This window comes from Streptomyces sp. CBMA156, from assembly GCF_014596515.1.
In the GTDB taxonomy this organism is placed as follows: Bacteria; Actinomycetota; Actinomycetes; order Streptomycetales; family Streptomycetaceae; genus Kitasatospora.
Genome location: NZ_MSJQ01000375.1, coordinates 18,500 through 45,057, shown reverse-complemented (window position 1 = coordinate 45,057; position 26,558 = coordinate 18,500). Strand labels below are relative to the sequence as shown.

Sequence of the window (26,558 nt, the reverse complement as noted above, 5' to 3'; positions counted from 1 at the left end):
AGATTGCCCACGTGTTACTCACCCGTTCGCCACTGATCCACCCCGAAGGGCTTCACCGTTCGACTTGCATGTGTTAAGCACGCCGCCAGCGTTCGTCCTGAGCCAGGATCAAACTCTCCGTGAATGTCTTCCCGACAGTGCTTAATTAAAAGCGCCGGGTCCACACTCGCGTTGAGCGGCACGGCAACCACCGGAATAGGGCGGTCCCGCGCACTGCGTCCTCGCTAGTGTTTGTTTCAAAAGGAATCTCCAACCCCAGGAAACCTGAGGCCGGGGATGTCAACATATCTGGCGTTGACTTTTGGCACGCTGTTGAGTTCTCAAGGAACGGACGCTTCCTTCGGTCTGCCTTCCAGCAGGCCCTCCGGGCTTCGTTCTTTCGTGTTTCCAGCTTACCAGATGCTTTCCGCTCCGTTTTCCGGAGTTTCATTCATCCGATTTCCCGAACTGGTCGGTGCCGCTTTTCGCGACGTCCACCACATTAGCGCATTTCGAGTGTTACCCGAAATTCACTCTCGCCTGATTGACGGAACGCCAATGAGCCCATATTCATGGGGATCAGAGTGAGAGTGGGTCTTGCTGAGTGGGGTGGCCGCTCCAGCGACTCGTTCAACACTAGGCCACCCGAAGGACATCGTCAAACGTCGAGGGCCGGATCTGTCCAGATCCGGCCCTCGGGGCTCAAAGCCGCAGCTCAGAGTGGATTCGTTTTCAGCCAGCCTCGGCCGGCCGGTCGCTCAGCCGCCGATCAGCCGGCGGCGACCAGCTCCGCCGCTGCCAGGTTCCGCTTGCCGCGCCGCAGCACGAGCCAGCGACCGTGCAGCAGATCGGCCTCAGTCGGCACCGCCTCCTCGTCCGTCACCTTGACGTTGTTGAGGTAGGCGCCGCCCTCCTTGATCGTCCGACGGGCGGCCGAACGACTCGGCGACAGGCCCACGGCGATCAACAGGTCCACCATCGACTGGAGTTCGGGCACCACGGCCTTCGGGACCTCGGCCAGGGCTGCGGCCAGGGTCGGGGCCTCCAGGTCGGCGAGGTCGCCCTGGCCGAACAGCGCCTTGGACGCAGCGACCGCGCGCTCGTACTGGTCGGCACCGTGCACCAGCGTGGTGAGCTCCTCGGCGAGGGCTCGCTGGGCGAGGCGGGCGGCGGGGCGCTCGGTGGTCTCGCGCTCCAGCTCCTCGACCTCCTCCTTCGAGCGGAAGCTGAAGATCCGCAGGAAGTTGGGGATGTCCCGGTCGTCCGCGTTCAGCCAGAACTGGTAGAAGGCGTACGGGGTGGTCAGCTCGGGGTCGAGCCAGACCGTGCCCGACTCGGTCTTGCCGAACTTGGTGCCGTCGGCCTTGACGATCAGCGGCGTGGCCAGCGCGTGGACGGACTTCCCGTCGGCCTTGCGGATCAGGTCCGTGCCGGCGGTCAGGTTGCCCCACTGGTCGCTGCCGCCCGTCTGCAGGGTGCAGCCGTAGCGGCGGTTCAGCTCCAGGTAGTCCATGCCCTGGAGGATCTGGTAGCTGAACTCGGTGTAGCTGATGCCCGCGTCGGAGTTGAGCCGTCGGGCGACGGCCTCCTTGGCGATCATGTTGTTGACCCGGAAGTACTTGCCCACGTCACGCAGCAGGCTGATCGCCGACATCCCGGACGTCCAGTCCAGGTTGTTGACCATGCGCGCCGCGTACGGGCCCTCGAAGTCGAGGAAACGCGAGATCTGGCCCCGCAGGCGTTCGACCCAGCCGGCCACCGTCTCCGGGTCGTTGAGCACCCGCTCGGCGGTGGGCTTCGGGTCGCCGATCAGGCCCGTCGCGCCGCCGACCAGACCGAGCGGGAGGTTCCCCGCCTGCTGGATGCGGCGCATGGTGAGGATCTGCACCAGGTTGCCGAGGTGCAGGCTGGGGGCCGTCGGGTCGAACCCGCAATAGAACGTGACCGGGCCGTCCGCGAACGCCTTGCGCAGTGCGTCCTCGTCAGTGGACAGGGCGATCAGCCCTCGCCACCGCAGCTCGTCGACGATGTCCGTCACGGTCACGCTTCTCCTTCGATCGGGCGTCCGCCCGGTGCCGGCCCGGTTCGGTCGGGCCCCGGGTCGGTACGACTCCAGCCTGATAGAGCCTACGCGGTTCCGGCCAGCGAGTTTTCCCCGAGGCACCCCTCCCGGCCGGGCCGCCCACGCACCGGGCCCCTCCCGGATACCGGAAATTCCGTTGTTCGACGGCTGTGGGCCCATTCAGAGTGGTTCCACCGCCGTGCGGCGGCAGTGACGTGTGTAAAGACGGTCGTGCCGCCGTGGCACGCCCGCGGGAAGGGTGTGCCGAGTGCGCAACACGCTGGTTCTGAACGCGAGCTACGAGCCCCTGACGACGGTGTCGCTCCAGCGCGCCGTCGTCCTGGTGCTCCAGGACAAGGCGGTGGTGGAGCAGGCGCATCCGCTGCGCTCGATCCGGGGAACGGGCGTGGCCGTCCCGGTGCCCCGGGTGATCAGGCTGCAACGGTACGTACGGGTGCCGTTCCGACAACAGGCTCCGTGGTCTCGGCGGGGTGTCCTGGCCAGGGACCAGCACCTGTGCGCGTACTGCGGTAGGCGGGCCACCACGGTGGACCACCTCCAGCCCAGGTCACGCGGTGGTGCGGACAGCTGGATGAACACCGTTGCCGCGTGCCCGGAGGACAACCAGCGCAAGGCGGACCGCACGCCGGAGCAGGCCGGGATGAAACTGCTGCGCCGGCCGTTCGTGCCGACGCCGCAGGCCAGCCTGATGCTGGCGCTGGGCCTGCGCAGCTCGGAGGTCCGGGATCTCGCCGACTGGCTGCCGACCCTGCCGGGCCGGCCGGTCTCCGCGGCGTGAGGCGGTACTGAGGAGGACTGAAGTGGTTCCAGGACAACTCTCGGGACCAAGGACACCCTCGGCGTGAGAACGGACAGTCGCCGATGCGAACGGCGGTGGGCCTATGCCGGGCGGAAGGCTCAGTCCTTCGCCTGGTACCCCGCCGCCGTGCCGTAGTTGGTCGAGTGCTCGGGCACCACGACCACCTGCCCACCGCCGATCAGCACCCGCCCGGAGATCAGCAGCGAACCGGTGCCCGACGGGAAGTTGCCGCCGGTCGCCTCCCGGCCGCCCGCCAGCGGGAACCGGCTGAGGCGGGCCGGCTGGTCGCGGCGCTCGTCGGCGGCGAGCACCAGGGATCCCCCGTCGATGCCGACCGCCCGGGCGGCGCCCGCGGCGGAAGTCGGCACCTTCCAGTGCTGCTTGCCGGTGTCCAGGTCGTAGCCGATCGCGGCCACCGGCCCGCCGCCGTTCGCCGGGGCCAGCGTGGTGACCATCGTGCGGCCTTCGAAGTACACGCCGGGAGTGGCCGAAAACGTCCCGTGGGCGACGTCCAGCCGGCCACCGTCGACAGCCACCGGAATCTCGGCGGCCGGGTCGCCGCCGGCGCCCCAGGCGAACACCCGGTCGTCCTCGGGCTTCTCTCCCGTGGTCAGGACCACGGACGGCTCGGCCGACAGCACCGTCACCGTCTTCGGCTGGTTGTTCAGGCCCCGCCACCAGCCGATCTTGCCGTCCGCGATGTTCAGTGCGACGGCCTGGGCGGGGGGCGTCGAGTCGGCGCACGAGGAGGCGACGAGCACGGTCTTGCCGCTGACACCGCCGGAGAGGGTGCAGAACTTGCCCTGACCGGTGTACTGCCAGACGTCCTTCCCCTCGGCCGACTCCCACGCCACCGCCCGGTCGTCGCCGACGGCGACCACCTTGTCCTCGGTGACGCCGACCCGGGCCGAGTACGCGCCCTTGGTGTCCGAGACGGTCTTGGTCCAGGCGGTCTTGCCGGTCTTGGTGTCCACGGCGGCGACCAACGTGCACGGGCTCTTCGGGTCGGCCTGCGGACGGAACAGTGCCGCCCCCAGGCCCGCCTGGTTCACACTCTCCGACAGCCCGCACGGAACGGCGCCGGCGGCCGGCGGCTCCACCGACCAGGTCTGCTTGCCACCCGCCCGGTCGTACGCGTGCACCCCGGAACCGTCGGCCCGGACCACCGCGTCGGCCAGCAGCCAGCTGCCGACCAGCGTGTCGTCGCCCCCGGACGCACCGGCCGCGGCGGGCTGCGCCGCCCACGCCCTGGCGTGCGCCACCGTGAAGCCCGGCTCACCACCGCTGCTCGCCGCCGCGCTGCCACCGCCCTCGGCGCCGACCATCAATCCGGCCGCCACCAGCACTCCCAGTGCGGCCACCCCTGCGCCGGTCCGCACCAGCAGTGCCTTGCGGCTGGGCATGTGATCCCCGGTGAGCACCGCGTCGGCGGCCTTCCGGGCCCTGGCGGAGAACGAGGAACCGGAGCCCGAAGCCGTGCCGGACCTGCCACCGGTGCCTCGACGAGCGGCCCGCGACAGCGTTGCCGGATCGGCCGGGCGCTCGGGAGCGAGCTCCGGGGACGTCGCCGCGGGCTCCTCCGGGACGGGCACGGTCGTCGGCCCGGCCTCCTCGATGTGCACGTAGCCGTCCGCCGAGTACTCCGCCCCCGCCGGAACGTACAGCCCCTCCCCCACGGGCTGCTGCGTGGCGGCGTACGGCGTGTGCTGCTGCGTGTGGTCCGGGTACTGCGGATACGGCTGGTACTGCTCCTGGCCGCCGCCGTACTGGCCCTGGACGTAGCCGCCTTCGACATAGCCGGTCCGGCCGTAGCCGCCCTGGTCGTAGCCGGTATGCCCGTACGTGTCCTGGCCGTAGACCTCCTGGCCGTACTGCGGCTGCTGCCCGTACTCGGCCGAGCCGTAGCCCGGCTGCGGCTGCCACTGGATCGGCTGCTGCGGCGACTGGTGCTGCTCGGAGTACCCGCCGTACCCGTCGTTCTGCCAGTCCGGGGGGTTCTGCGGCTGCCACGGCTGCTGGGCGTGGGCGTCTCCGAAGGGCTCCTGGGCCATCCGTTGCGTCCCTCCCGAACCGTCTGCCTGCCGATGCGCCAGTCAGCATCTCACGCCCGCACGGGAACTCGGCCCGGGCCCTCGCTCGTACGGTCCCGGGCGCTCGGCCGTGCTGCGTCAGGCCGCCGACTCGGCGCGCAGGGCCTCGTCGATGCGGGTGGCGAGGGTGAAGTCCAGAGCGGTGAGGCCGCCGGCGCTGTGGGTGGACAGGACGAAACGCAGCGTGCGCCAGCGGATGTCGATGTCGGGGTGATGGTCGAGCGCCTCGGCCTGCTCGGCGACGGCGACGACGATCCGGATCGCCGCCGGGAAATCCGGGGCGTCGGCGCCGCGGGCGATGCTCTCGCCTTCCCGCGTCCACTGGGGCAGTGCCGCCAGGGCCGCCGTGATCTCGTCCTCGTTCAGCCGGACCCTGCTGCTCATCGCCGCGCTCCTGGTGGGTCGTCGTCCTGGGTGCCGGGATTCCGGGAGGTCCGGGGTCCCGGCGTCAGGCGGCCTTCCGCCGCGGCCGGGCCGCCAGTTCGCCGCCACAGTTGGGGCAGGCGGCGGCCATGGCCTCGGTGCAGTCCGGGCAGAAGGTGCACTCGTAGGAACATATCGAGGCGGGGCCCTCTGCGGTCAGCGACACCGCGCAGCGCTCGCAGGTCTCACGCATCTCCAGGGCCATGGCGTACTCCTCCGACGTGCATACGGTCTGACGGTCGTTCAACTCACCAGCAGCTTGGTGACGGCCACCAGGCCGACCACCACGATGACCCCGCGCAGCGCGGTCGGCGGAAGGCGGCGGCCGACCTTGGCGCCGAGCAGGCCACCGACCAGTGAGCCTGCCGCGATCAGACCGGCGGCGGCCCAGTTCACGGTCGAGGTGAACAGGAAGAACAGCGCGGCGACGCTGTTGACGATCATCGCCAGGGCGTTCTTCACCCCGTTGATCCGCTGAAGGTCCTCCTGGAGCAGCATGCCCATCAGCGCCATCAGCAGCACACCCTGCGCGGCGCCGAAGTAGCCGCCGTAGATGCCGGTGAGGAACACCCCGACCAGCAGCACCGGGCTGCCGTCCGGATCGCCGCCGGGGCGGCGGCGAGCGGCGACGACCTTGGCGACCCGGGGCTGGATCACCACCAGGACGAGCGCCAGCAGGATCAGCACCGGGACGATCGCGTCGAAGGCGCCGCTCGGCAGCTTGATCAGCAACAACGCGCCGACCAGCCCGCCGAGCAACGAGGCCGTACCCATGCGCAGCACACGACGGCCCTGGCCGGCCAGCTCCCTGCGGTAGCCGATCACGCCGCTGAGCGAGCCGGGGACCAGGCCAAAAGAGTTGGAGACGTTGGCGGTGATCGGCGGGATGCCGACGGCGAGCAGGACCGGGAAGGTGATCAGCGTGCCGGAGCCGACGATCACGTTGATCATCCCGGCACCGACGCCGGCCACCAGGACGGCGATCGACTCCCAGAGCGTCATGGGTCACCTCTCCTCTCGGTCCTGTCCGAGGGGATCATGCCGGACCTCCCTGCCGCCCGACCAGACCCGCCCGCGATTCGGGACGTACGCCACAGTGCCGGGGCCGCAGGCTTCACCGCCATGAACGGCCGAGGGCCCGCCACCTCTCGGCAGCGGGCCCTCGGCGAAGCACGAATCGACCGATCACTCCGGGTCGATCTTCGGGTACTCCCGCGCAGGGTCGACCCGGGGACGAGCGGCACCCTTCTCGGTGTCCACCGGCCGCGGGCCGGACGCCGGGTCCAGCGGCACCTGAGTGGCCGCCGGGGCGGTCTGCGGGATGCTGGGCGCCGCAAGCGCGCCTCCGTTCACCCCGCCGTTGCCGGTCAGGCCGGTGAAGGCACCGCCGAGGCCCTTGAGCGCGTCGCCGACCTCGCTGGGGATGATCCAGAGCTTGTTGGAGTCGCCCTTGGCCAGCTCGGGCAGGGTCTGGAGGTACTGGTAGGCGAGCAGCTTCTGGTCGGCGTCGCCGTCGTGGATGGCCTCGAAGACCGTCCGGATCGCGGCCGCCTCACCGTCGGCGCGCAGGACCGCCGCCTGCGCCTCACCCTCGGCCTTGAGCACCTCGGCCTGCTTCTCACCCTCGGCCTTGAGGATCTGAGCCTGGCGCTGGCCTTCGGCGGTGAGGATCGCGGCGCGCTTGTCCCGGTCGGCGCGCATCTGCTTCTCCATCGAGTCCTGGATGGAGGTCGGCGGCTCGATCGCCTTCAGCTCGACACGGTTGACCCGGATGCCCCACTTGCCGGTGGCCTCGTCCAGGACGCCGCGCAGGCCGGCGTTGATGACCTCGCGCGAGGTCAGGGTGGACTCCAGGTCCATCGAGCCGATGATGTTGCGCAGCGTGGTGACGGTGAGCTGCTCGATCGCCTGGATGTAGCTGGCGACCTCGTATGTCGCGGCGCGGGGGTCGGTCACCTGGTAGTAGATGACGGTGTCGATGTTGACGACCAGGTTGTCCTGGGTGATCACCGGCTGCGGCGGGAACGGCACGACCTGCTCGCGCAGGTCGATCCGGTTGCGGACGCGGTCGATGAACGGGACAACGATGTTCAGCCCTGCGTTGAGCGTCCGGGTGTAGCGGCCGAAGCGCTCCACGATCGCGGCGCTGGCCTGCGGGATGACCTGGATCGTCTTGATCAGCGCGATGAAGGCCACCACGACCAGGACGACCAAAACGATAAGGACGGGTTCCACGGACTCTCCCCTAGACGACCAGGGCGGTCGCGCCCTGGATTTCGACGACGTCGACCTGCTGCCCCGGTTGGTACACCTGGCCCGGGTGGAGTGCACGAGCCGACCAGATCTCGCCGTTCAACTTGATCCGCCCGCCCTCCCCGTCGACGGTTTCCGCGACGACCGCGGTGGCACCCTGGAGCGCCTCGATGCCCATCTTGACGTGCGGGCCCTTCTGGAGCTGCCGGTAGGCGATCGGGCGGACGAACACCACCAGCGCGACCGAGACGACGACGAAGGTCAGGGTCTCCAGGACCACTCCCCCGCCCAGTGCGCCCACGCCCGCGGCGGCCAGCGCCCCGACCGCGAACATGGCAAACTCCGGCATCGCGGTGAGCACCAGCGGTATGCCGAGCCCTGCGGCGGCCGCAAGCCACCAGATCCAGCTGTCCACACGTCCATCCTAGGGAGCGAAGGCTTTCGAAGCGGACAGTTCCCGCAGGTCGAGGGGCGGAAACCGGTCGCGCGTGCGACCGGTTCCGACAGCCCTCCCGATGACGGGCGAACAGGGCCTCAGCCCAGCGGCAGACCCTGGGCCGACCAGCGGTCGCCGTGCCGCTCCAGGGTGAGCGGCAGACCGAAGCACTTGGAGAGGTTGCGGGCGGTCAGCTCGGTGTCGATCGGACCGGCCGTGAGCACCTTGCCCTGGCGGATCATCAGGACGTGGGTGAAGCCCGGCGCGATCTCCTCGACGTGGTGGGTGACCATCGCCATGGCCGGAGCGAACTCGTCCTGAGCCAGCGCACCGAGCCGGCGGACCAGGTCCTCGCGGCCGCCGAGGTCCAGGCCGGCGGCGGGCTCGTCGAGCAGCAGCAGCTCGGGGTCGGTCATCAGGGCGCGGGCGATGAGGGTGCGCTTGCGCTCACCCTCGGAGAGGGTGCCGAACTTGCGGTCCGTGAGGTTGGCCATACCGAGGCGGTCGAGCAGGGCGAGGGCACGGGCCTCGTCCGACTGCTCGTAGGTCTCCTGCCAGCTGACCGTCATGCCGTATGCGGCGGTCAGCACGGTCTGGAGCACGGTCTGCTCGGCCGGCAGCTTGTCGAACATGGCGGCACCGGCCAGGCCGATCCGGGAACGCAGCTCGAAGACGTCGATCTCGCCGAGCTTCTCACCCAGCACCGTGACCTTGCCCGAGGTCGGGAACAGGTACGAGGAGGCGATCTGCAACAGCGTGGTCTTGCCGGCGCCGTTCGGGCCCAGGATGACCCAGCGCTCGCCCTCGGAGATGGACCACGAGACCTGGTCGACCAGCGCGCGCCCCTCTCGGACCACGGATACGTCCACCAGCTCCAGCACGTCGCTCATGCCTATGCCTTCCCCAAAAACAAGATTCTCGGCCGTCGATGCGGGCGGCGAGCCTACTCCGGCAGCCGGTGGGCACGGAGTGGGTGCGCCGCACACGCATGGGCAAACCTACGCCACGCGGATGACCGCCGATTCCGTAGGCTGGCCGGATGCTCGCGACTCCTCCCGACAATCCGTACGAAGAGCCCCGTTCGGGGCGGCTCACCGCATGGGGCAACGCCCTGCTGGCGGGCCTGGTGCCGCCCGACGACGCCGCTGCGGCTGTCCTGGGCACGGACGAGATCCACCGAGTGTCCGGGCTCCCCGGGGACGAGCCCGGCGAACGGCACGGGCTGACCTGGGCGCTGGGACGACTGCGGGTACTCGGTGTGAAGGGTCTGCGCCTCGCGTTGCCCTCAGCCGGGCATCCGCTGGGTCTGACCGGCCCAAGGGCTTTCAACGAGCGCGCCATGAGTGCGGGCGAGGCCGTCCTGGCCGTGGGCGCACCGCTTGGGCTCGTGCCGGAGGTGGAAGTGCACGGCCCGGCCGACGACCGCTCGGTCACCGTGCTGTGGCGGTGTTTCGACGTCAACGATGCCCCGCCGGCGGACGTACCGTCGCTGCACGAGGCCGAGCGTGAGCTGGCAGACGGGCTCCGGGAGGCGACCGTCATGCTCACCCGCCTCGATGTGGCCGGCGCCGGACCGGAAGCCCTTCGTGCCCTCGACGCCTACCGGCGGCGCGGCCATGGCGAGCTTCTCGCTCCCGGCTACCCGCCGCGGGCCGTTCGTGTCCTGGAGTCGGCCCGCCAGGTGTCCGTCTTGCTGTCGATCGCCTCCGGCGGGCACGGCGCCGCCGTCAGCGCCTCCGAGATGGCTGCCCGCCAGACCGTCCTGGCTCCGCTGTGGCGCACCGCCCGGCGTGCCCAGGTGGCCGCCTACAACGCCCTCGTCGACGAACGAGACGACCGTTGAGACGTTCCGACTCCGAGGGCTCGCAGCGGCGAGCGCAAACACCTCGGCGCGCTCGTACCTGCCGTCGGTCCCGGGGGCCAAACCTTCCTGAGCTGCGATGGCCTCCAACCTACGCAGGGACCACCCCAATACCTCGGCTGCCTCAGCTGCCGAGAAGCTCTCCCCGAGGCGCCGCTCCAGGGCCTCGGCCGCAGCCCGTGCCGTGGCCGCAGCCCTGTGCAAGCGTTCGGTGACTGCCTGCTCCACTGCGGCATACGAGACGGCGGCCAAGGCCTCCCGGCTGTACGTCGGCCAGCCTCGGTATCCGCCGCAGGGGCGAAGATCCCCTGCGGCGGCAAGCCGCCTGACGTCTTCGGCGATCACCAGCAGGCCGGTGGTGTGCCCCAGGACCGTGGCCGCCTTGGTCGCCCCCACCGGTGGCACGACGCCCAGCGCAAGGACGATCTCCTCGGCACGGACCTTCAGCTGCGCCTCAACCATCGCCGACCAGGCGCCGTTGTCGAGGTCCGGCTCCGGGATCAGTTCACGTTCCCGCGCCAGGTTGAACTGCCATCTCCGCATCCGGAGCCGGCGCCTCAGCAACTCCGGTCCATAGGCCGCCCGGTCTCGGACAGTGTCCTGGACCAGCCTCGCTGCGCGTTCGACAGCCACGCCTGTACAACCGCCGGTGCTCGTCTCCGGACACTCGGACAAGGGGCAGTCTTCCTCCCGTCCTCGACTTCCGTCTCCGGCCCCGGCAACCGGCCTTGACCGAGACTCGGAACCCGACGGACCGTCGAACAGAAGGCATGTCAACTGAAGCTCGTGGGCCAGTACGACAGGCCCGCACTCACTTCGCATCGCGTTCATCCGGCCCTCCCTCGGGATCGGTGTCTGCGCTCAGCCTGGCACAGCTGAATGGCGACACATCGCCCGAATTCGGGCTACCCCTGCCGAACGACATACCCTGGGCCACTGTTTGACGCCTGCCTTGGCCGAAAACCTGCCGATCGGCACGGCGTCCGCATCGACGCCCCGCGCCCCCGGCGCACTACTCGTCGCGAGTTTCGCCGTGGCGAACGGCCCAAAGAGCGGCCTGGGTTCGGTCGGCCAGGTCCAACTTCATGAGGATGTTGGACACATGGGTCTTCACCGTCTTCTCCGACAGGTGCAGGCTGCGGGCGATCTCCCGGTTGGACCGGCCATCGGCGATGTGACCGAGCACCTCACGCTCGCGCTCGGTGAGGGTGCCACCGCGGCCCTGGGAAAGGCGTGGGCCATCATCGGAAAGCAGGGCTTCGGCCAGTTCGGGCTGAAGCAGGACGTGTCCGGCATGCACTGAACGGATCGCCCCGGCCAGCGCCTCCGGATCCACGTCCTTGTAGACGTAACCGGCCGCGCCGGCCCGCAGCGCGGGCACCATCGTGCGGTGCTCGGTGAAGCTGGTGACGATCAGGATCCGGGCCCTGCTGCCCTCCCCCTTGAGCGTGCGCAGGGCCTCGATGCCGTCTACGTTGGGCATCTTGAGATCCATCAGGACGACGTCGGGGTCGAGTTCACGGGCTCTCTCGACGCCCTCCGCCCCATCGGCCGCCTCCCCGACCACCTCGATGTCGTCCTGGACCTCCAGAAAGGTACGCAGCCCGCGCCGAACCACCTGATGGTCGTCGACCAGCAGGACACGGATCGACGGTGTGCTCTCAGGCACCGGGGACCTCCATCTCGACGAGCGTCCCCCGGCCGGGGGCCGACTCAAGGGTGAGCGTGCCGCCGACGGCGGCCGCGCGGTCGCGCATCGAGGCCAGGCCGAGGTGGCGGCCGGCTCGACGAACGGATTCCGGATCGAAGCCGCGCCCGTCGTCGTGCACCCGCAGCACCGCACCGCGCGCGGGCGTCCCGGCCAGGGTGACGGAGACCCGGCCGGCGCCGGAGTGGCGCAGCGCGTTGTGCAACGCCTCCTGGGCGACTCTCAACAACGCGGCCTCCTGAGCCGGCGGCAGCGCCCGGACGCCGACGGCGGCGAAGGCGACGTCGGCGGCGTGCGCCCGGTCGAGGACCTGCACCTGGGAGGCCAGGGTCGCGCTCAGCCCGTCCTCCTCCAGAGCGGCAGGGCGCAGCTCCACGACTACGGCACGCAGTTCGTCAGCGGCCTCGGCGGCCAGCCGGGCGACCTCGGCGAGTTCGGCACGGGCCCGGGCCGGGTCCCGGTCGACGAGCTTGGCGGCGGCCTTGGCGGTGAGCCGGAGCGAGAAGAGCTTCTGCGAGACGGCATCGTGCAGGTCATGCGCGATCCGGGCACGCTCACCGGCCAGCGTGAGCTCACGGCTGCGCTCGTACAGCCGTGCGTTGGACAGGGCAAGGGCCGCGTGCGCGGCGAGGATCCGCAGCAGTTCCTCGTCGTGATCGGTGAAGAGGCCGCCGCCACTCTTGTTGGCGAGGAAGATGACGCCCATCACCTCCGGCTCGTCCTCGGCCGCGTCGGTGTCCAGGATCGGCATGCCCAGGAAGGCGTCCATGTCGGGGTGGGCGGCGGGCCACCCTTCGAAGGCGGGCGCTTTGCGGACGTCCACGAGCCGGGTGGGCCCGGTCTCGTGCAGCATCGCGGCGAGCACACCGTGCTGCCGGGGCAGTGGGCCGATCGCCCGCCACTGCTCGTCGGTAACGCCGTCGACCACGAACTGGGCGAAGCCCCCGTGGTCGTCGGGCACGCCCAGGGCCGCGTATTCGGCTCCGAGCAGCCCCCGGGCCGAAGCGGTGATGCGGCGCAGCACCTCGCGGACCTCCAGGTGCCGGCTCATGGCGAGCAGCGCCTGGCTGACGGCCTCGATCCCGGACAGACAGGATTCGCAGGCGGGAAGCGGACCCGGGTGGTCCTGGTGGTCTCCGGTGGTGCTGGACATACCGCCAAACTACCGCCGCCCCGACGACCGCCGCGTCCGTCCGCGGCCGTCCCGGGCCCGGGTCCGGGGACCTAGGCCGCAGGGCCCGCCCGGGATCGCCGCACGACTGGAGGGAACGTTGAGGGGCGGCTCTCCCCCATGGGAGAACCGCCCCTCAGCCTGCCGGAGAAGGGCTCAGCCCTTCTGCATCACCTCGGGCTCGTGCCGGCGCTGGAGCCGGGTCACGATGACGCCGATGATGACCGAGATGACGATCAGCACACCCGCGTCGATCGCCCACTGGGCGACGCTGTGCTCCCAGAGCGGGTCGTAGTTGGGGTTCTGGAAGTCCTTGTTCCAGGGGCCCATGAGCTTGGACAGGTCGAGCGTGGTGGCCACGATGCCGGTGCCCCAGCGGGCCGGCATCAGCCAGGCGCCCTGCTCCAGTCCGGGCTTGCTGAAGATCTGGAAGAGGCAGCCGGTGAAGACGACCTGGATGATGGCGAACATGACCAGCAGCGGCATGGTCTTCTCGGCGGTCTTCACCAGGGCCGAGATCATCAGGCCGAACATCATCGCGGTGAAGCTGAGCAGGATCATGCCGATGGTCATCTCGATGATCGGGAGGTTCTTCACGATCAGGCCGGTCTCGGGCAGCTTGCGCGGCAGGAAGCCGACGGCGGAGATGATGGCGCCCTGGATCACGCTGAAGAATCCCAGCACGATGACCTTGGACATCATGTACGCCGAGCGGGAGAGCCCGGTGGCTCGTTCTCGCTCGTAGATCGCCCGTTCCTTGATCAGTTCTCGGACCGAGTTGGCCGCTCCGGAGAAGCAGGCGCCGATCGCGAGGATCATGATGATCGTGGCGGCCCCGCTGTTGAGGTGGAGCTGTGTCTTCGGGTTGGCCGCGAGACCCGCCTCGTTCGGTACCAGCACACTGACCGCGCCGATGACGGCCGGCAGCAGTACGGACAGCGCGAGGAAACCGCGGTCCGAGGCGAGCACCGACATGTAGCGGCGCATCAGCGTCCACAGCTGCGAGCCCCAGCTCTGCGGCTTCGGCGGTTTGACGGCCTCCTGGGCGACCTGGACGTGCTGCACCTCGCCCGCCTCCGCGACGGGCGCGGAGTACTGCTGGTAGTGCACGGAGCCGCGGTAGCGGCCGGCCCAGTCGTGGTCCGGGTAGTTCTCGAAGGCCTGGAAGATGTCCGCCCAGGTCTCGTACCCGAAGAAGTGCAGCGCCTCGTCCGGCGGGCCGAAATAGGCCACCGAACCGCCCGGCGCCATCACCAGCAGCCGGTCGCAGAGCGCGAGCTCGGCCACCGAGTGGGTGACGACCAGGATGGTGCGGCCGTCGTCGGCGAGGCCGCGCAGCATCTGCATGACCTCGCGGTCCATGCCCGGGTCGAGGCCCGAGGTGGGCTCGTCCAGGAAGATCAGCGAAGGCTTGGTGAGCAGCTCCAGGGCAACCGAGACGCGCTTCTGCTGGCCGCCGGAGAGCGCGGTGATCTTGTTGTCGGCCCGCTTGTCCAGGCGCAGCTCGTACAGCACCTCGTCGATCCGGGCCTCGCGCTCGCGCGGCTCGGTGTCGCCGGGGAAGCGCAGCCGGGCCGCGTACTTGAGGCCGTTGCGCACGGTGAGTTCGCGGTGCAGGATCTCGGACTGCGGCACCAGGCCGATGCGCGAGCGGAGCTCGGCGAACTGCTTGTAGAGGTTGCGGCCGTCGTACAGCACCTCGCCGCGGTCGGCCGGGCGGTAGCCGGTGAGGGCGCGCAGCAGCGTGGACTTGCCGGAGCCGGACGGGCCGATGACCGCGACCAGGGACTTCTCCGGGACGCCGAAGCTGACGTCGTTGAGCAGGACCTTCTTGCCGCCCTTGTGCTCGACCTCGACGGTCAGGTGGCGGGCGGAGAAGGAGACCGCGCCGGTGTCGACGAACTCCTGGAGCTGGTCGCCGACCAGGACGAAGCCGGAGTGGCCGACGGTCAGCCGGTCCTGCGGGCCCATCAGCTGACGCTGCACCCGCTGGCCGTTGAGGAAGATGCCGTTGTGGCTGCCGAGGTCGATGATCTCGTAGCGGCCGTCCGGGAGCTGACGCAGCTCGGCGTGGTGACGGGAGACCTGGAGGTCGGACACCACGATGTCGTTGTCCAGCGCACGACCGATCCGGACGGTGCGCATGGCCGACGTCAGGTTGCGGATGATGGTCGGCTGCGGGCCACCGCCGCCGTCCTGCTGCGGCGGGGCCGGGAAGCCCTGCTGCGGGAAACCGCCGTGCTGGGGCTGCTGCGGCGGGGCCGGCTGGGCCTGCGGCGGCGCGTACTGCTGCTGCGGGAACGGCTGCTGGGCCTGAGGCTGCCCCGGCCAGGCCTGCTGCTGCGGCTGCTGGTACGGGTCGTGCTGCGGCCAGCCCTGCTGCTGGGCGGGCGGCTGGGGCGTCGGCACCGGACCGCGGCTGGTGGCGGCCTCGTGCATCGGGGTGGCCGGCGCCGCGGCGGCGTGCGCGGGTGCGGAGAAGCCGAGCCGGGGGCCGTTCTCCGGGTTGCCGAGGTTGACCACGGCACCGGGGAACAGCTGGGCCTGCATGGTGCGGGCGCCGGCCACGTACGTTCCGTTGGTGCTGCCGTGGTCGTCCAGCTGCCAACCGCTGCCGTTGAAGCTCATGGTCCCGTGGTGCCAGGAGACCCTGGCGTCGTCGAACGGGAAGTCCGACTGCGGGTTGCGCCCGATGGTGTAGGACCGCCCGGGCTCCAGAGTCCGCTGCTGTCCGTTGATCTCAATGACGAGTTGCGGCACTGCTCGCCTGCCCCGCTCTCTCGGTTCCCCCGAATTGTGGCCCCCGGCCGGGGCTGCGATGTTCCTCTGACTGACGGGGGGAATCATTCCAGCCCGCCGACCGGCGATGAAAGTCACCCCGGGTGACTGTGACCAGGCTGCTACCCGCCGCGGTCCCGCGGCGTCCCGCGAGGTGGGACGGGTGCTCCCGGCCCATCGGGCGCCCGGTAGCGTGGGAGGCACCATGAACGCATCGCCCCTGGCCGCTGAGCCCCTTCCCACCGCCCAGCACCGGACCGCGGACGAGCGCACCCTGCTCGTCAAGGTGTTCGGCAAGGACCGCCCCGGCATCACCGCCGGCCTCTTCGCGACGCTGGCCGGCTTCGGCGTCGACGTCATCGACATCGAGCAGGTCGTCACCCGTGGCCGCATCACGCTGTGTGCCCTGGTCACCCCGCCCCCCGCACCCGGCGCCGAGGGTGGGCTGCGGGCCACCGTCCACCGCTGGGCCGACGAGCAGAAGCTCCAGGCCGAGATCCTCTCCGGCATCGGTGACAACCGGCCGCGCCGCGAGGGCCGTTCGCACGTCACGGTGCTCGGCAACCCGCTGACCGCCGCCGCCGTCTCCGCGCTCACCTCCCGGATCACCGCCTCGGGCGGCAACATCGACCGTGTCTTCCGGCTCGCCAAGTACCCAGTGACGGCGGTCGAGCTGGCCGTCTCCGGTGTGGCCACCGACGAGCTCCGGGCCGCGCTGGCCCAGGAGGCGGCCACCCAGCGGGTGGACGTCGCGGTGGTCGCCGCCGGGCTGGAGCGCCGGGCCAAGCGCCTGGTGGTCATGGACGTCGACTCCACGCTCATCCAGGACGAGGTGATCGAGCTGTTCGCCGCCCACGCGGGCTGCGAGGAGGAGGTCGCCGAGGTGACCGCGGCGGCGATGCGCGGCGAGCTGGACTTCGCCGAGTCGCTGCGGGCCCGGGTGGCGCTGCTGGCCGGGCTGGACGCCTCGGTGACCGAGAAGGTCCGCGCCGAGGTCCGGTTCACTCCGGGCGCGCGCACCCTGATCCGTACGCTCCAGCGCCTCGGCTACCAGGTCGCGGTGGTGTCCGGCGGTTTCACCCAGGTCACCGACCACCTGGTGGAGCAGTTGGGACTAGACTTCGCCGCCGCGAACACGCTGGAGGTGGTGGACGGCAGGTTCACCGGCCGGGTGGTCGGCGAGATCGTGGACCGGGCGGGCAAGGCCCGCTGGCTGGCCCGCTTCGCCGAGCAGGCGAAGGTGCCGCTGGAGCAGACGGTGGCGATCGGCGACGGCGCCAACGACCTGGACATGCTGAACGCGGCCGGGCTCGGTGTGGCGTTCAACGCCAAGCCGGTGGTGCGTGAGGCCGCCGACACCGCGGTGAACGTGCCGTTCCTGGACACCGTGCTGTACCTGCTGGGCATCACCCGCGAGGAGGTCGAGGCGGCCGACGCGCTGCACGGCACCCCGACCGAGTAGAGCCCCACCCGCTCTCCGGCCGAGCGGGGCCGTCCCCCGCCCCGGCCGACGGAGTGAGGCCCGCCGGAAGAGGGCCTGTGGACGCACACGAGGGGCGCGCGGATCCAACCGCGCGCCCCTCGCGTTCGTGCACGTTCCGGGGTCAGTCCTGCGGCGTGTGGTACGAGACCAGCTCGGCCACCCCCGGCTCGACGCCCTTCCAGGAGCCGTCGAAACTGAGCACCGCGATCCCCGCCGTCGGGAAGCCCCCGAGCCGCAGCCGCTCCAGCGCGTCCGGGTCCCCCGCGTCGCCGGCCAGCACTTGGGTGAGGCCCAGCACTCCCGGGTTGTGCCCGACCAGCACCACGTCCGCGTGCTCCTCCGGGGTCTCCTGGAGCACGGCGATGATCTCGCCGGGGCTGGCCTCGTAGACCCGCTCCTCGTACACCGTCTTGCGGGCCCGCTTGGTCAGCTCGTGCGCCGCCGTCTTCCAGGTCTCGCGGGTGCGCAGCGCGGTGGAGCAGAGCACGTAGTCGGGGTTGATGCCGGAGTCCGCCAGCCAACGGCCGGCGTCCTGGGCCTGGTGGCGGCCCCGGTCGGCCAGCGGCCGCTCGTGGTCGTCGACGCCGTCCGGCCAGTCGGCCTTGGCATGGCGGAGAACGATGATCCTGCGGGGCGTTTCGGCGCTCATACCCAGCAAGCTTGGCAGAAAAGCGGCCCGGCGGCGCGACGCTCCCGGGTGCCGCCACTCCGAGGGACGACGAGTGCCGTCACACCCCGCCCACCGGGGCGTCGTGCCGCGTACGGACCGCGGTCAGCCCATTGCCGTGGCGACGGAGGCGATGACCGCCACCAGCACCGCGATGGCGGCGAAGGCGAGGGCGATGCGGCCGAGCTGCTTGCGGCCGTCGGTGGGATCGGGATCGAGAACGGGCATGTCCGGGATTCTTCCATCCCGAACACGCCCGTCGTCCGCCGACCCCACCGCCTTGGCCGGGGCTTGACCTTCCGCGTCAGGCCTCGGCCCGCACCACCGGGCCCGGCCAGTCGCTCTCCCCCGCCCCGTCGGGTGTCACACCTTGGCCTGCTCCGCCTGGTGGACCGCCTCGTCCTCGATGTGCCGGGCGAGCGCCGCGCGCAGACCGAACAGCATCTGCGGCACCAGCAGCAGCGCCAGGAAGCCCAGCGGCCAGTGCCACTGGCCGGTGACCTCGTAGATCCGGCCGATCAGGATCGGGCCGGGGATGGAGATCAGGTAGCCGACGCCCTGGGCGAAGGCGGACAGCTGGGCGACGCCGCCGGCCGTCCGGGCACGCAGTCCGATCATCGTCAGAACCAGCGGGAAGGCGCAGTTGGACAGGCCCACCAGGACCGCCCAGACCCACGGAGCACCGGCCGGGGCGAGCGCCAGCCCGGCGTATCCGGCGATGCCGCAGAAGGCCAGCACGACCACGAACAGCCGCTGGTCGCCGCGACGGGCGGCGAGGTTGGGCAGGACGTAGGAGACCGGAACGCCGATCGCCATGGTGACCGCGAGCAGCACCCCGGAGGTGCCCTTGTCGATGCCGGAGTCCTGGAAGATCTTCGGCAGCCAGCCCATCACCACGTACGCACCGGTGGCCTGGAGGCCGAAGAAGCAGGCCATCGCCCAGGCCGTACGGCTGCGGGTGATCGGCAGCTTGGCCGGGACGGCGCCGTCGGCCTCCCGCCCGCCGCGCTCGCGCTTGGCGATCAGCACCGGCAGCCAGAGCACCAGCGCGAGCGCGCCGATCCCCGCCCAGATGCCCAGGCCGTAGCGCCAGTCGCCGCCGAACGCGTTGGTCAGCGGCACGGTGACGGCGGCGGCCAACGCGGTGCCGGCGGACAGGGCCATGGAGTACAGGCCGATCATCGGACCGACCTTCTCCGGGAAGTACCGCTTGATCACGACCGGGAGCAGCACGTTGGAGACCGCGACACCGGCCAGTGCGAGCGCGGTCAGCAGCAGGAAGACGGCGGTGCCGCCGGCGAAGGAGCGGGCCAGCACGCCCGCGGTGATCGCGCCCATCCCGGCCGTGACCACGGCGATCGGGCCGAGCCGGCGTGCCGCGGCCGGGGCGGCGAAGCCGAACAGCGCGAAGCACAGCGACGGGACGGCGGTGAGCAGTCCGGCGAGCGTCGGGTTCATCCCGAGGTCGTCGCGGACCTGGTCGAGCAGCGGCCCGAGGCTGGTGACCACGGGGCGCAGGTTGAAGGCGGCGGCGGCGATCGCGACGGCGAACAGCCAGCCCAGGTACTTGACGGAGCCGGAGGCGGCGGGCCGCTCGGTGGTCGGCGGCCGGCTCTCGGTCCGGTTGGAAGCGGTGGTGTCTGCTGCGGGCATGAGGAGCATCATAGAATGATGGGATGAATTGATGCACCTTGGAATTGGCATGATGTGCCGACCGTTCATCCACCGGCCACCTCCCACCCAGGCCCCACCCGAGCCGTAGTCGCAAGGAGTACCCGTGGCGCTGTCCTCGCCGAGGCGCACCCCGCTGTCCGACCAGGTGATCGCACAACTGCGTGCCCAGATCACTTCCGGTGAGTGGCCGGTCGGCTCGCGCATCCCCACCGAGGCCGCCCTGGTCGAGCAGCTCGGCGTCGCCCGCAACACCGTTCGCGAGGCCGTCCGCGCCCTCGCCCACAACGGCCTGCTCGACATCAGACAGGGCTCCGGCACGTACGTGCTGGCCACCAGTGAGCTGGCCGGAGTGATGCACCGCCGCTTCGCGGACGCCGACCAGGCACAGGTGGCCGAGCTGCGGGCGGCCCTGGAGACCTCCGCTGCCGGCCTGGCCGCCCACCGCCGCACCGCACGTGACCTGGAGCTGCTGGACGGCGCGATGGCCCGCCGGGAGGCCGCCTGGCACTCCGGTGGCGCCGAGGACTTCGTCCAGGCCGACGCCGCCTTCCACCACGCCGTGGTGTCCGCCGCCCACAACGACGTCCTGCTCGCCGTCTACGCCGACCTCGGCGAGGTCACCCGCGAGCACCTGCGGCACGACGTCGGCCCCGAGCTGATCGCCGAGCGCTACATCGGCCATCAGAGCATCCTGGAGGCCATTCGGGCCGGCGACGCCCAGCGCGCCTCGGTCGAGGCCGGCCGCGCCATCGGGGCCTGCGGCACTACCGAGAGCGGCACCGCCAAGGTCTGACCCGCGCACCGGCACCCGGCCCGGCGACGAGACCCACGCGCCAACCCACACCCTCGCCCGGGCCCTCACCCACGCGCACGCCGACGCCCCAGACCTCACCGGCCCTCGTCCCGAGAGCGCACCGACGTAAACGCCGCTGCCCGGCACCCCGTGAAGGGGCGCCGGGCAGCGGCGTACGGCCGGCAGTACGGGCGGGGTGTCAGGCGCCGATGGCGTGCAGACCGCCGTCGACGTGGACGATCTCACCGGTGGTCTTCGGGAACCAGTCCGACAGCAGCGCGACGATGCCGCGGCCGGCCGGCTCCGGGTCGCTCAGGTCCCACTTCAGCGGGGAGCGCTGGTTCCAGGTGTCCGCCAGGTCGCCGAAGCCCGGGATGGACTTGGCGGCCATCGAGCCGATCGGACCGGCCGAGACCAGGTTGCAGCGGATGTTCCGCTCGCCCAGGTAGCGCGCCAGGTAGCGGTTGGTCGACTCCAGGGCGGCCTTGGCCGGGCCCATCCAGTCGTACTGCGGCCAGGCGAACTGCGCGTCGAAGGTCAGGCCGACCACCGAACCGCCGTCCTGCATCAGCGGCAGCAGCGCCGTGGTCAGCGACTTCAGCGAGTACGCCGAGACGTGCATCGCGGTGGCCACGGACTCCCACGGGGTGTCCAGGAAGTTGCCGCCCAGCGCGTCCTGCGGCGCGAAGCCGATCGAGTGGACGATGCCGTCCAGGGTCGGCAGGTGCTCGCGGACCTGGTCGGCGATGCCGGCCAGCTGCTCGGGGTTGGAGACGTCCAGCTCCAGCACCTTGACCGGGTGCGGCAGCTTCCTGGCGATCCGCTCGGTCAGGCTCGGGCGCGGGAAGGCGGTGAGGATGATCTCCGCGCCCTGCTCCTGCGCGAGCTTGGCGGTGTGGAACGCGATGGAGGACTCCATCAGCACGCCGGTGATCAGGATCCGCTTGCCTTCGAGGATTCCACTCATGATCAGTGACCCATGCCCAATCCGCCGTCGACGGGAATGACGGCTCCGGTGATGTACGCGGCCTCGTCCGACCCGAGGAACCGCACGGTGGACGCGACCTCGGCGGGCGCCGCGTAGCGGCCCAGCGGCACGCCCGAGACGATCTCCGCGCGGCGCTCGTCGCTGAGCACGGCGGTCATGTCGGTGTCGACGAAGCCGGGCGCGACCACGTTGACGGTGATGTTGCGCGGGCCGAGTTCGCGCGCCAGCGACCGGGCGAAGCCCACCAGGCCGGCCTTGGAGGCGGCGTAGTTGGCCTGGCCCGGGGAGCCGGACAGGCCCACCACGGACGAGATCAGCACGACACGGCCCTTCTTGGCACGCATCATCAGCTTGGACGCGCGCTTGACCACCCGGAAGGTACCGGTCAGGTTGGTGTCCAGGACGGAGGTGAAGTCCTCCTCGGACATGCGCAGCAGCAGGGTGTCGTGGGTGATGCCCGCGTTGGCGACCAGCACCTCGACCGCGCCGTGCTTCTGCTCGATCTCGGTGAAGGCGGCGTCGACCTGCCCGGCGTCCGTGATGTCGCAGCGCACCGCGAGGACGTCGTACTTGGCCAGCGCCTCGGGCACCTCACCCGAGCGGCTGGTGATGGCCACCTTGTCGCCCGCTTCGGCGAAGGCCTGGGCGATCGCGAGGCCGATGCCCCGGTTTCCTCCGGTGACGAGAACCGAGCGGCTCAACGATCCACCTCTCTCCGTGTGTGAACACGTACGTCAGAATGCGTACGCAGTGTGACGCTATCGGGCGGTCGGCGGCGGCGGCGCATCGGGCTCCCACAGCGCCACCCCGAAGGATCTGTCGCAATCCGACAATCCGTGCCCGCCCCAGCCGTCCCGGCCGCGGACATCGCCCAGGCCCGGGCGCCGCCCGGATCCGAGCGACTGTACGGGAACAACACGGGCGGGCGCACCCGTTGCCCCCGTGGTGCGGGCCGCCCCGGGACGGGCCGTGCCGATCCCCGACCATCCCGGCGAGTGACGAAGGCAGAGCGGATGACCATGGCACGGCCCGGGAGCACCCACCGACGCGGACGACTGCTGGCCCTCACCGCCCTGGCGGCCGGCCTGGGCGCGACCGCCTGGGCCCTGCGCGACCTGCCGGCGGCGTTCGGCCGGCGGCCGGACGGCGAGCGCGAGGAGCGGGTCCGCAACTCCCCGCAGTACCGCGACGGCGTCTTCCACAACGCGCCCTCCACGCTCGCCCGCACCGCCGGCGCCCCGGGCTTCGACGGCGCCACCGCCCGCCGGATGCTCTTCGAGCGCGAGGGCCGCGTCCCCGCCCACCCGGTGCCGACGGTCCGCCCCGCCACCCCGCCCGGGCCGGCCGCCGAGGGTGTGGAGGTCACCTGGTACGGGCACGCCTCGGCGCTGGTGGAGATCGAGGGCTTCCGGGTGCTGCTCGACCCGATCTGGAGCGACCGCTGCTCCCCCGCCGCGCTCGTCGGCCCCAAGCGGCTGCACCCGGTGCCGGTGGAACTGGAGGAGCTGCCGCAGGTCGACGCGGTGCTGATCTCGCACGACCACTACGACCACCTGGACATGGCGACGGTCAAGCGCCTGGTGCGCAGCCAGTCCGCGCCCTTCGCGGTGCCGCTCGGCATCGGCGCCCACCTGCGCCGCTGGGGCGTCCCCGAGCACCGGATCATCGAGCTGGACTGGGACGAGACCTGCACCCTGGGCGACCTGGTGCTCACCCTGACCGCGGCGCACCACTTCTCCGGCCGCGGCCTGACCCGCAACACCACCCTGTGGGGCTCCTGGGTGGTCGCCGGTCCGAGCCGCAGGGTCTTCTACACCGGCGACTCCGGGTACTTCGAGGGCTACGCCCGGATCGGCGAGCAGCACGGGCCGTTCGACGCCGCGCTGGTCCAGATCGGCGCCTACGACGCGGCCTGGGCGGACATCCACATGACCCCCGAGGACGCCGTCCTCGCCCACCGGGACCTGTCGGCCGGCCTGCTGGTGCCCGTCCACTGGTGCACCTTCAACCTGGGCCTGCACCCGTGGGCCGAGCCGATCGAGCGGCTCGTCAAGGCGGCCAAGGAGCAGGCCGTCCCGCTGACCGTGCCGCGCCCCGGCGAGCGGGTGGACGTCGACAACCCGCCGGAGCCGGACGGCTGGTGGGAGACCGTCGGCTGACGGCCCGCACCGGCTCGCCCACTCACCTGCGCCCCGAGGCAGCGGGGCGGCAGCGGGGTCCGTCGGCACAGCCGCGACCGACGGCGCACCGGGGACCGCCGGGACAACGAGCTCCGTAAACGGACCGTACTGGCCGAAACCGCAGCGCACCGGTCGAAATGCGCTGGCCGGAAACCCGCTGGACGGGAAATGATGCGATGCGGGCGCCCCTGTGGCGCCGCACCGCCACCCTCCGCGACCTGGGAGCCCGATTGCCTCCGATCCCTCCGGCCGATCGCTCCGGCGCCCCGCACGGGCGCGCCGTCGACCCGCTGTTCCTCGCCCTGCCGCTGCGCTCCCTCGCCGACGCCGCTCTGACCCGGGCCCGCGAACTGGGCGCGAGCCACGCCGACTTCCGCCTGGAGCGGATCCGCAGCGCCTCTTGGCGGCTGCGCGACGCGCGTCCGGCCGGCACCTCCGACAGCGTGCAGCTCGGTTTCGCCGTCCGGGTGGTGCTGGACGGCGCCTGGGGCTTCGCCGCCGGCGTGGACCTCACCCCCGCCGCGGCGGCCCGGGTCGCCGAGCAGGCCGTCGCGGTGGCCCGGCTCTCCGGCGGGATCAGCCGGGCGGCCGGTTCCACCGAGCGGGTCGAACTGGCCGACGAGCCCGTGTACCGGGACGTCACCTGGGTCTCCGCGTACGAGGTCAACCCCTTCGAGGTGCCGGACGCCGAGAAGACCACGCTGCTCGCCGAGCGCAGTTCGCGGCTGCTGGCAGCCGACGGCGTCTCGCACGTCCAGGCGGCGCTGCGGACCGTCCAGGAGAACAAGTTCTACGCGGACACCGCGGGCACCGTGACCACCCAGCAGCGGATCCGGGTCCACTCCGACCTGGAGGCCACCTCGGTCGACGAGCGCACCGGCGCCTTCGACTCGATGCAGACCCTGGCCCCGCCGGCCGGCCGCGGATACGAGTACCTCACCGGCACCGGCTGGGACTGGGACGCCGAGCTCGCCGAACTGCCCGTCCTGCTGGCCGAGAAGATGAAGGCCCCGAGCGTCGAGGCGGGCCGCTACGACCTGGTCATCGACCCGACGAACCTCTGGCTGACCATCCACGAGTCGATCGGCCACGCCACCGAGCTGGACCGCGCGCTCGGCTACGAGGCCGCCTACGCCGGCACCTCCTTCGCCACCTTCGACCGGCTCGGCTCGCTCCGGTACGGCTCCGAGCTGATGCACGTCACCGGCGACCGCACCGCCGAGCACGGCCTGTCCACCATCGGCTACGACGACGAGGGCGTGGCCACCCAGTCCTGGGACCTGGTCAAGGACGGCGTCCTGGTCGGCTACCAGCTCGACCGCGGCATGGCCGGGCTGAAGGGCTTCGAGCGCTCCAACGGCTGCGCCTTCGCGGACTCCCCCGCGCACGTCCCGGTGCAGCGGATGGCCAACGTCTCGCTCCGGCCCGCCGCCGACGGCCCGGACACCGAGGGCCTGTTCACCCAAGTCGAGAACGGCCTCTACATCGTCGGCGACCGCTCCTGGTCGATCGACATGCAGCGCTACAACTTCCAGTTCACCGGCCAGCGCGCCTACGCCATCAAGGACGGCGAACTCGCCGGGCAGGTCAAGGACTTCGCCTACCAGGCCACCACCACCGACTTCTGGGGCTCGATGGCGGCCGTCGGCGGCCCGCAGACCTACCTGCTCGGCGGCGCCTTCAACTGCGGCAAGGCGCAGCCCGGCCAGATCGCGGCGGTCAGCCACGGCTGCCCGTCGGCGCTGTTCCGCAACGTCAACGTGCTCAACACCCAGCAGGAGGCGGGTCACTGATGACCGCGATGCAGCCCCACGAACTCGTCGAGCTGGCGCTCGGCCTCTCCCGCGCCGACGGCTGCGTGGTGATCGCCGACGAGGAGTCCACCGCCAACCTGCGCTGGGCGGGCAACGCGCTGACCACCAACGGCGTCACCCGCGGCCGCCGCCTCACCGTGATCGCCACCGTGGCCGGCGCCGAGGGCACCGCCGCCGGCGTGGTCTCCCGCGAGGCCGTCACCGCGGAGGAGGTGGAGGACCTGGTGCGGGCCGCCGAGGAGGCCGCCCGCGCGGCCGGCCCGGCCGAGGACGCCCAGCCGCTGATCGCCGACCGCCCCGCCTCCCCGGGCTTCACCGAGCCGCCCGCGCTGACCTCCGTCGAGGTGTTCGACGCCTTCGGCCCGGCCCTCGGCGAGGCCTTCGCCCGTGCCGCCGCGCAGGGCGAGCTGCTGTACGGCTTCGCCAGGCACGAGGTGACCTCCAGCTACCTGGGCAGCTCCACCGGCCTGCGGCTGCGCCACGACCAGCCCACCGGCACGGTCGAGATCAACGCCAAGACCGCCGACCTGTCCGGCTCGGCCTGGGTGGGCGCCGCGACCAGGGACTTCGCCGACATCGACGTCGCCGCCCTGCACACCGAGCTGACCAAGCGGCTCGGCTGGGGCGCCCGCAAGGTGGACCTGCCGGCCGGACGGTACGAGGCGCTGCTGCCGCCATCGGCCGTCGCCGACCTGATGATCGTCCTCAACTGGTCCTCCGGCGGCCGGGACGCCCAGGAGGGACGGACGGTCTTCGCCAAGCCCGGCGGCGGCACCCGGCTCGGCGACAAGCTCGGCGGCCTGCCGCTGACGCTGCGTTCCGACCCGCACGAGCCCGGCCTGGAGGCCGCGCCGTTCGTGCTCACCCACTCCACCGGCGGGGACTGCTCGGTCTTCGACAACGGCCGGCCGGTCGCCGCCACCGAGTGGATCCGCGAGGGCGTGCTGAACGACCTGATCACCAGCCGCCACACGGCCGGCCTCACCGGCCTGCCGCTGCGCCCGGCGATCGACAACCTCGTGCTGGAGACGGCCGACCAGGAGTCGGCGCCGACCCTGGACGAGATGGTCGCCCGCACCGAGCGCGGTCTGCTGCTCACCTGCCTCTGGTACATCCGCGAGGTGGACCCGGCGACGCTGCTGCTCACCGGCCTCACCCGGGACGGCGTCTACCTGGTGGAGAACGGCGAGGTCGTCGGCGAGGTCAACAACTTCCGGTTCAACGAGTCCCCGGTGGACCTGCTGAACCGGATCACCGAGGTGGGCCGCACCGAGCGCTGCCTGCCCCGCGAGTGGAACGACTGGTTCACCCGCACCGCGATGCCACCCGTGCGTGTCACGGACTTCAACATGAGTTCGGTCAGCCAGGCCTCTTAGCC

General features: G+C 71.3%; 23 protein-coding genes and 1 rRNA gene. 7 read left to right on the top strand and 17 right to left on the bottom strand.

The genetic code is table 11. The features are described from left to right. Positions 1-124 (bottom strand): 16S ribosomal RNA (locus tag BU198_RS32830); the annotation flags it as partial. Between the two features lie 624 nt (positions 125-748). Then, on the bottom strand, positions 749-2,017 hold the full coding sequence (gene tyrS, locus BU198_RS32825) for a tyrosine--tRNA ligase (RefSeq protein ID WP_188300494.1): 1,269 nt from the start codon (positions 2,015-2,017) through the stop codon (positions 749-751). Between the two features lie 292 nt (positions 2,018-2,309). On the opposite strand from tyrS, the gene BU198_RS32820 reads away from it, so the two are divergent. After that, entirely contained in the window at positions 2,310-2,840 is a 531-nt protein-coding gene (locus BU198_RS32820; RefSeq protein WP_188300486.1) for an HNH endonuclease, read from the top strand. 119 nt (positions 2,841-2,959) lie between these two features. Here BU198_RS32820 and BU198_RS32815 read toward each other — a convergent pair whose 3' ends face one another. The 7 genes from BU198_RS32815 to BU198_RS32785 all read right to left on the bottom strand — a co-directional run bounded on the left by BU198_RS32815 (position 2,960) and on the right by BU198_RS32785 (position 8,953). Further along, complete coding sequence (locus BU198_RS32815) at positions 2,960-4,912, bottom strand: PQQ-binding-like beta-propeller repeat protein (RefSeq protein ID WP_188300485.1); 1,953 nt, start codon at positions 4,910-4,912, stop codon at positions 2,960-2,962. 117 nt (positions 4,913-5,029) lie between these two features. After that, entirely contained in the window at positions 5,030-5,335 is a 306-nt protein-coding gene (locus tag BU198_RS32810) for a 4a-hydroxytetrahydrobiopterin dehydratase (protein WP_188300484.1), read from the bottom strand. Positions 5,336-5,399: 64 nt separating this feature from the next. After that, the gene (locus BU198_RS32805) at positions 5,400-5,579 is read right to left on the bottom strand and encodes a DUF1272 domain-containing protein (RefSeq protein ID WP_188300483.1); all 180 of its coding nucleotides are present in this window, start codon (positions 5,577-5,579) and stop codon (positions 5,400-5,402) included. A gap of 38 nt (positions 5,580-5,617) precedes the next feature. Further along, positions 5,618-6,376 carry a sulfite exporter TauE/SafE family protein gene (locus BU198_RS32800; protein ID WP_188300482.1) on the bottom strand — a complete coding sequence of 253 codons (759 nt, stop codon included), beginning with the start codon at positions 6,374-6,376 and terminating at the stop codon, positions 5,618-5,620. A 183-nt stretch (positions 6,377-6,559) separates the two neighbouring features. Next, positions 6,560-7,609: an SPFH domain-containing protein gene (locus BU198_RS32795; protein ID WP_188300481.1), complete on the bottom strand. Its 1,050-nt coding sequence runs from the start codon at positions 7,607-7,609 to the stop codon at positions 6,560-6,562. A gap of 10 nt (positions 7,610-7,619) precedes the next feature. After that, the gene (locus tag BU198_RS32790; RefSeq protein WP_317620422.1) at positions 7,620-8,042 is read right to left on the bottom strand and encodes an NfeD family protein; all 423 of its coding nucleotides are present in this window, start codon (positions 8,040-8,042) and stop codon (positions 7,620-7,622) included. A gap of 119 nt (positions 8,043-8,161) precedes the next feature. Further along, the gene (locus BU198_RS32785; RefSeq protein WP_188300480.1) at positions 8,162-8,953 is read right to left on the bottom strand and encodes an ABC transporter ATP-binding protein; all 792 of its coding nucleotides are present in this window, start codon (positions 8,951-8,953) and stop codon (positions 8,162-8,164) included. 149 nt (positions 8,954-9,102) lie between these two features. Between BU198_RS32785 and BU198_RS32780 the strand changes: the two genes are divergently transcribed. Next, the gene (locus tag BU198_RS32780) at positions 9,103-9,906 is read left to right on the top strand and encodes a hypothetical protein (protein ID WP_188300479.1); all 804 of its coding nucleotides are present in this window, start codon (positions 9,103-9,105) and stop codon (positions 9,904-9,906) included. Positions 9,907-10,936: 1,030 nt separating this feature from the next. On the opposite strand, the gene BU198_RS32775 is transcribed toward BU198_RS32780, so the two are convergent. From BU198_RS32775 to BU198_RS32765, 3 genes are all read right to left on the bottom strand, one after another. Continuing rightward, positions 10,937-11,593, bottom strand: coding sequence for a response regulator (locus tag BU198_RS32775; protein ID WP_188300478.1), 657 nt, complete (start codon positions 11,591-11,593; stop codon positions 10,937-10,939). Continuing rightward, on the bottom strand, positions 11,586-12,683 hold the full coding sequence (locus BU198_RS32770; RefSeq protein ID WP_223245282.1) for a GAF domain-containing sensor histidine kinase: 1,098 nt from the start codon (positions 12,681-12,683) through the stop codon (positions 11,586-11,588). The genes BU198_RS32775 and BU198_RS32770 overlap by 8 nt, the downstream gene beginning before the upstream one ends. Before the next feature lie 276 nt (positions 12,684-12,959). Then, positions 12,960-15,563, bottom strand: coding sequence for an FHA domain-containing protein (locus tag BU198_RS32765; protein ID WP_317620421.1), 2,604 nt, complete (start codon positions 15,561-15,563; stop codon positions 12,960-12,962). Positions 15,564-15,786: 223 nt separating this feature from the next. Here BU198_RS32765 and serB point away from each other — a divergent pair, with 223 nt between their 5' ends. Further along, positions 15,787-17,043, top strand: a complete 1,257-nt coding sequence (serB, locus tag BU198_RS32760) for a phosphoserine phosphatase SerB (RefSeq protein WP_188300475.1) — start codon at positions 15,787-15,789, stop codon at positions 17,041-17,043. 142 nt (positions 17,044-17,185) lie between these two features. Here serB and BU198_RS32755 read toward each other — a convergent pair whose 3' ends face one another. The 3 genes from BU198_RS32755 to BU198_RS32750 form a co-directional block, all read right to left on the bottom strand. Further along, complete coding sequence (locus tag BU198_RS32755; protein WP_188300474.1) at positions 17,186-17,713, bottom strand: SixA phosphatase family protein; 528 nt, start codon at positions 17,711-17,713, stop codon at positions 17,186-17,188. A gap of 123 nt (positions 17,714-17,836) precedes the next feature. Continuing rightward, a complete protein-coding gene (locus BU198_RS43550; protein ID WP_262987086.1) occupies positions 17,837-17,959 on the bottom strand; it encodes an SGM_5486 family transporter-associated protein in 123 nt (40 codons plus the stop codon). Positions 17,960-18,094: 135 nt separating this feature from the next. Next, complete coding sequence (locus BU198_RS32750) at positions 18,095-19,384, bottom strand: CynX/NimT family MFS transporter (protein WP_188300473.1); 1,290 nt, start codon at positions 19,382-19,384, stop codon at positions 18,095-18,097. Between the two features lie 124 nt (positions 19,385-19,508). Here BU198_RS32750 and BU198_RS32745 point away from each other — a divergent pair, with 124 nt between their 5' ends. Then, positions 19,509-20,198: a FadR/GntR family transcriptional regulator gene (locus BU198_RS32745; protein ID WP_188300472.1), complete on the top strand. Its 690-nt coding sequence runs from the start codon at positions 19,509-19,511 to the stop codon at positions 20,196-20,198. A gap of 199 nt (positions 20,199-20,397) precedes the next feature. Here BU198_RS32745 and fabI read toward each other — a convergent pair whose 3' ends face one another. Together fabI and fabG are read right to left on the bottom strand one after the other, a co-directional pair. Continuing rightward, positions 20,398-21,165 (bottom strand): enoyl-ACP reductase FabI, encoded by a 768-nt coding sequence (fabI, locus tag BU198_RS32740; RefSeq protein ID WP_188300471.1) that lies wholly within the window; start codon positions 21,163-21,165, stop codon positions 20,398-20,400. Between the two features lie 2 nt (positions 21,166-21,167). Beyond that, entirely contained in the window at positions 21,168-21,887 is a 720-nt protein-coding gene (fabG, locus tag BU198_RS32735; RefSeq protein WP_188300470.1) for a 3-oxoacyl-[acyl-carrier-protein] reductase, read from the bottom strand. Positions 21,888-22,181: 294 nt separating this feature from the next. Between fabG and BU198_RS32730 the strand changes: the two genes are divergently transcribed. From BU198_RS32730 to BU198_RS32720, 3 genes are all read left to right on the top strand, one after another. Beyond that, on the top strand, positions 22,182-23,345 hold the full coding sequence (locus BU198_RS32730) for an MBL fold metallo-hydrolase (RefSeq protein WP_317620420.1): 1,164 nt from the start codon (positions 22,182-22,184) through the stop codon (positions 23,343-23,345). 251 nt (positions 23,346-23,596) lie between these two features. After that, positions 23,597-25,159, top strand: a complete 1,563-nt coding sequence (locus tag BU198_RS32725) for a TldD/PmbA family protein (RefSeq protein WP_411293261.1) — start codon at positions 23,597-23,599, stop codon at positions 25,157-25,159. Then, on the top strand, positions 25,159-26,556 hold the full coding sequence (locus BU198_RS32720) for a metallopeptidase TldD-related protein (RefSeq protein ID WP_188300468.1): 1,398 nt from the start codon (positions 25,159-25,161) through the stop codon (positions 26,554-26,556). The genes BU198_RS32725 and BU198_RS32720 overlap by 1 nt, the downstream gene beginning before the upstream one ends. Positions 26,557-26,558 lie beyond the last annotated feature (2 nt).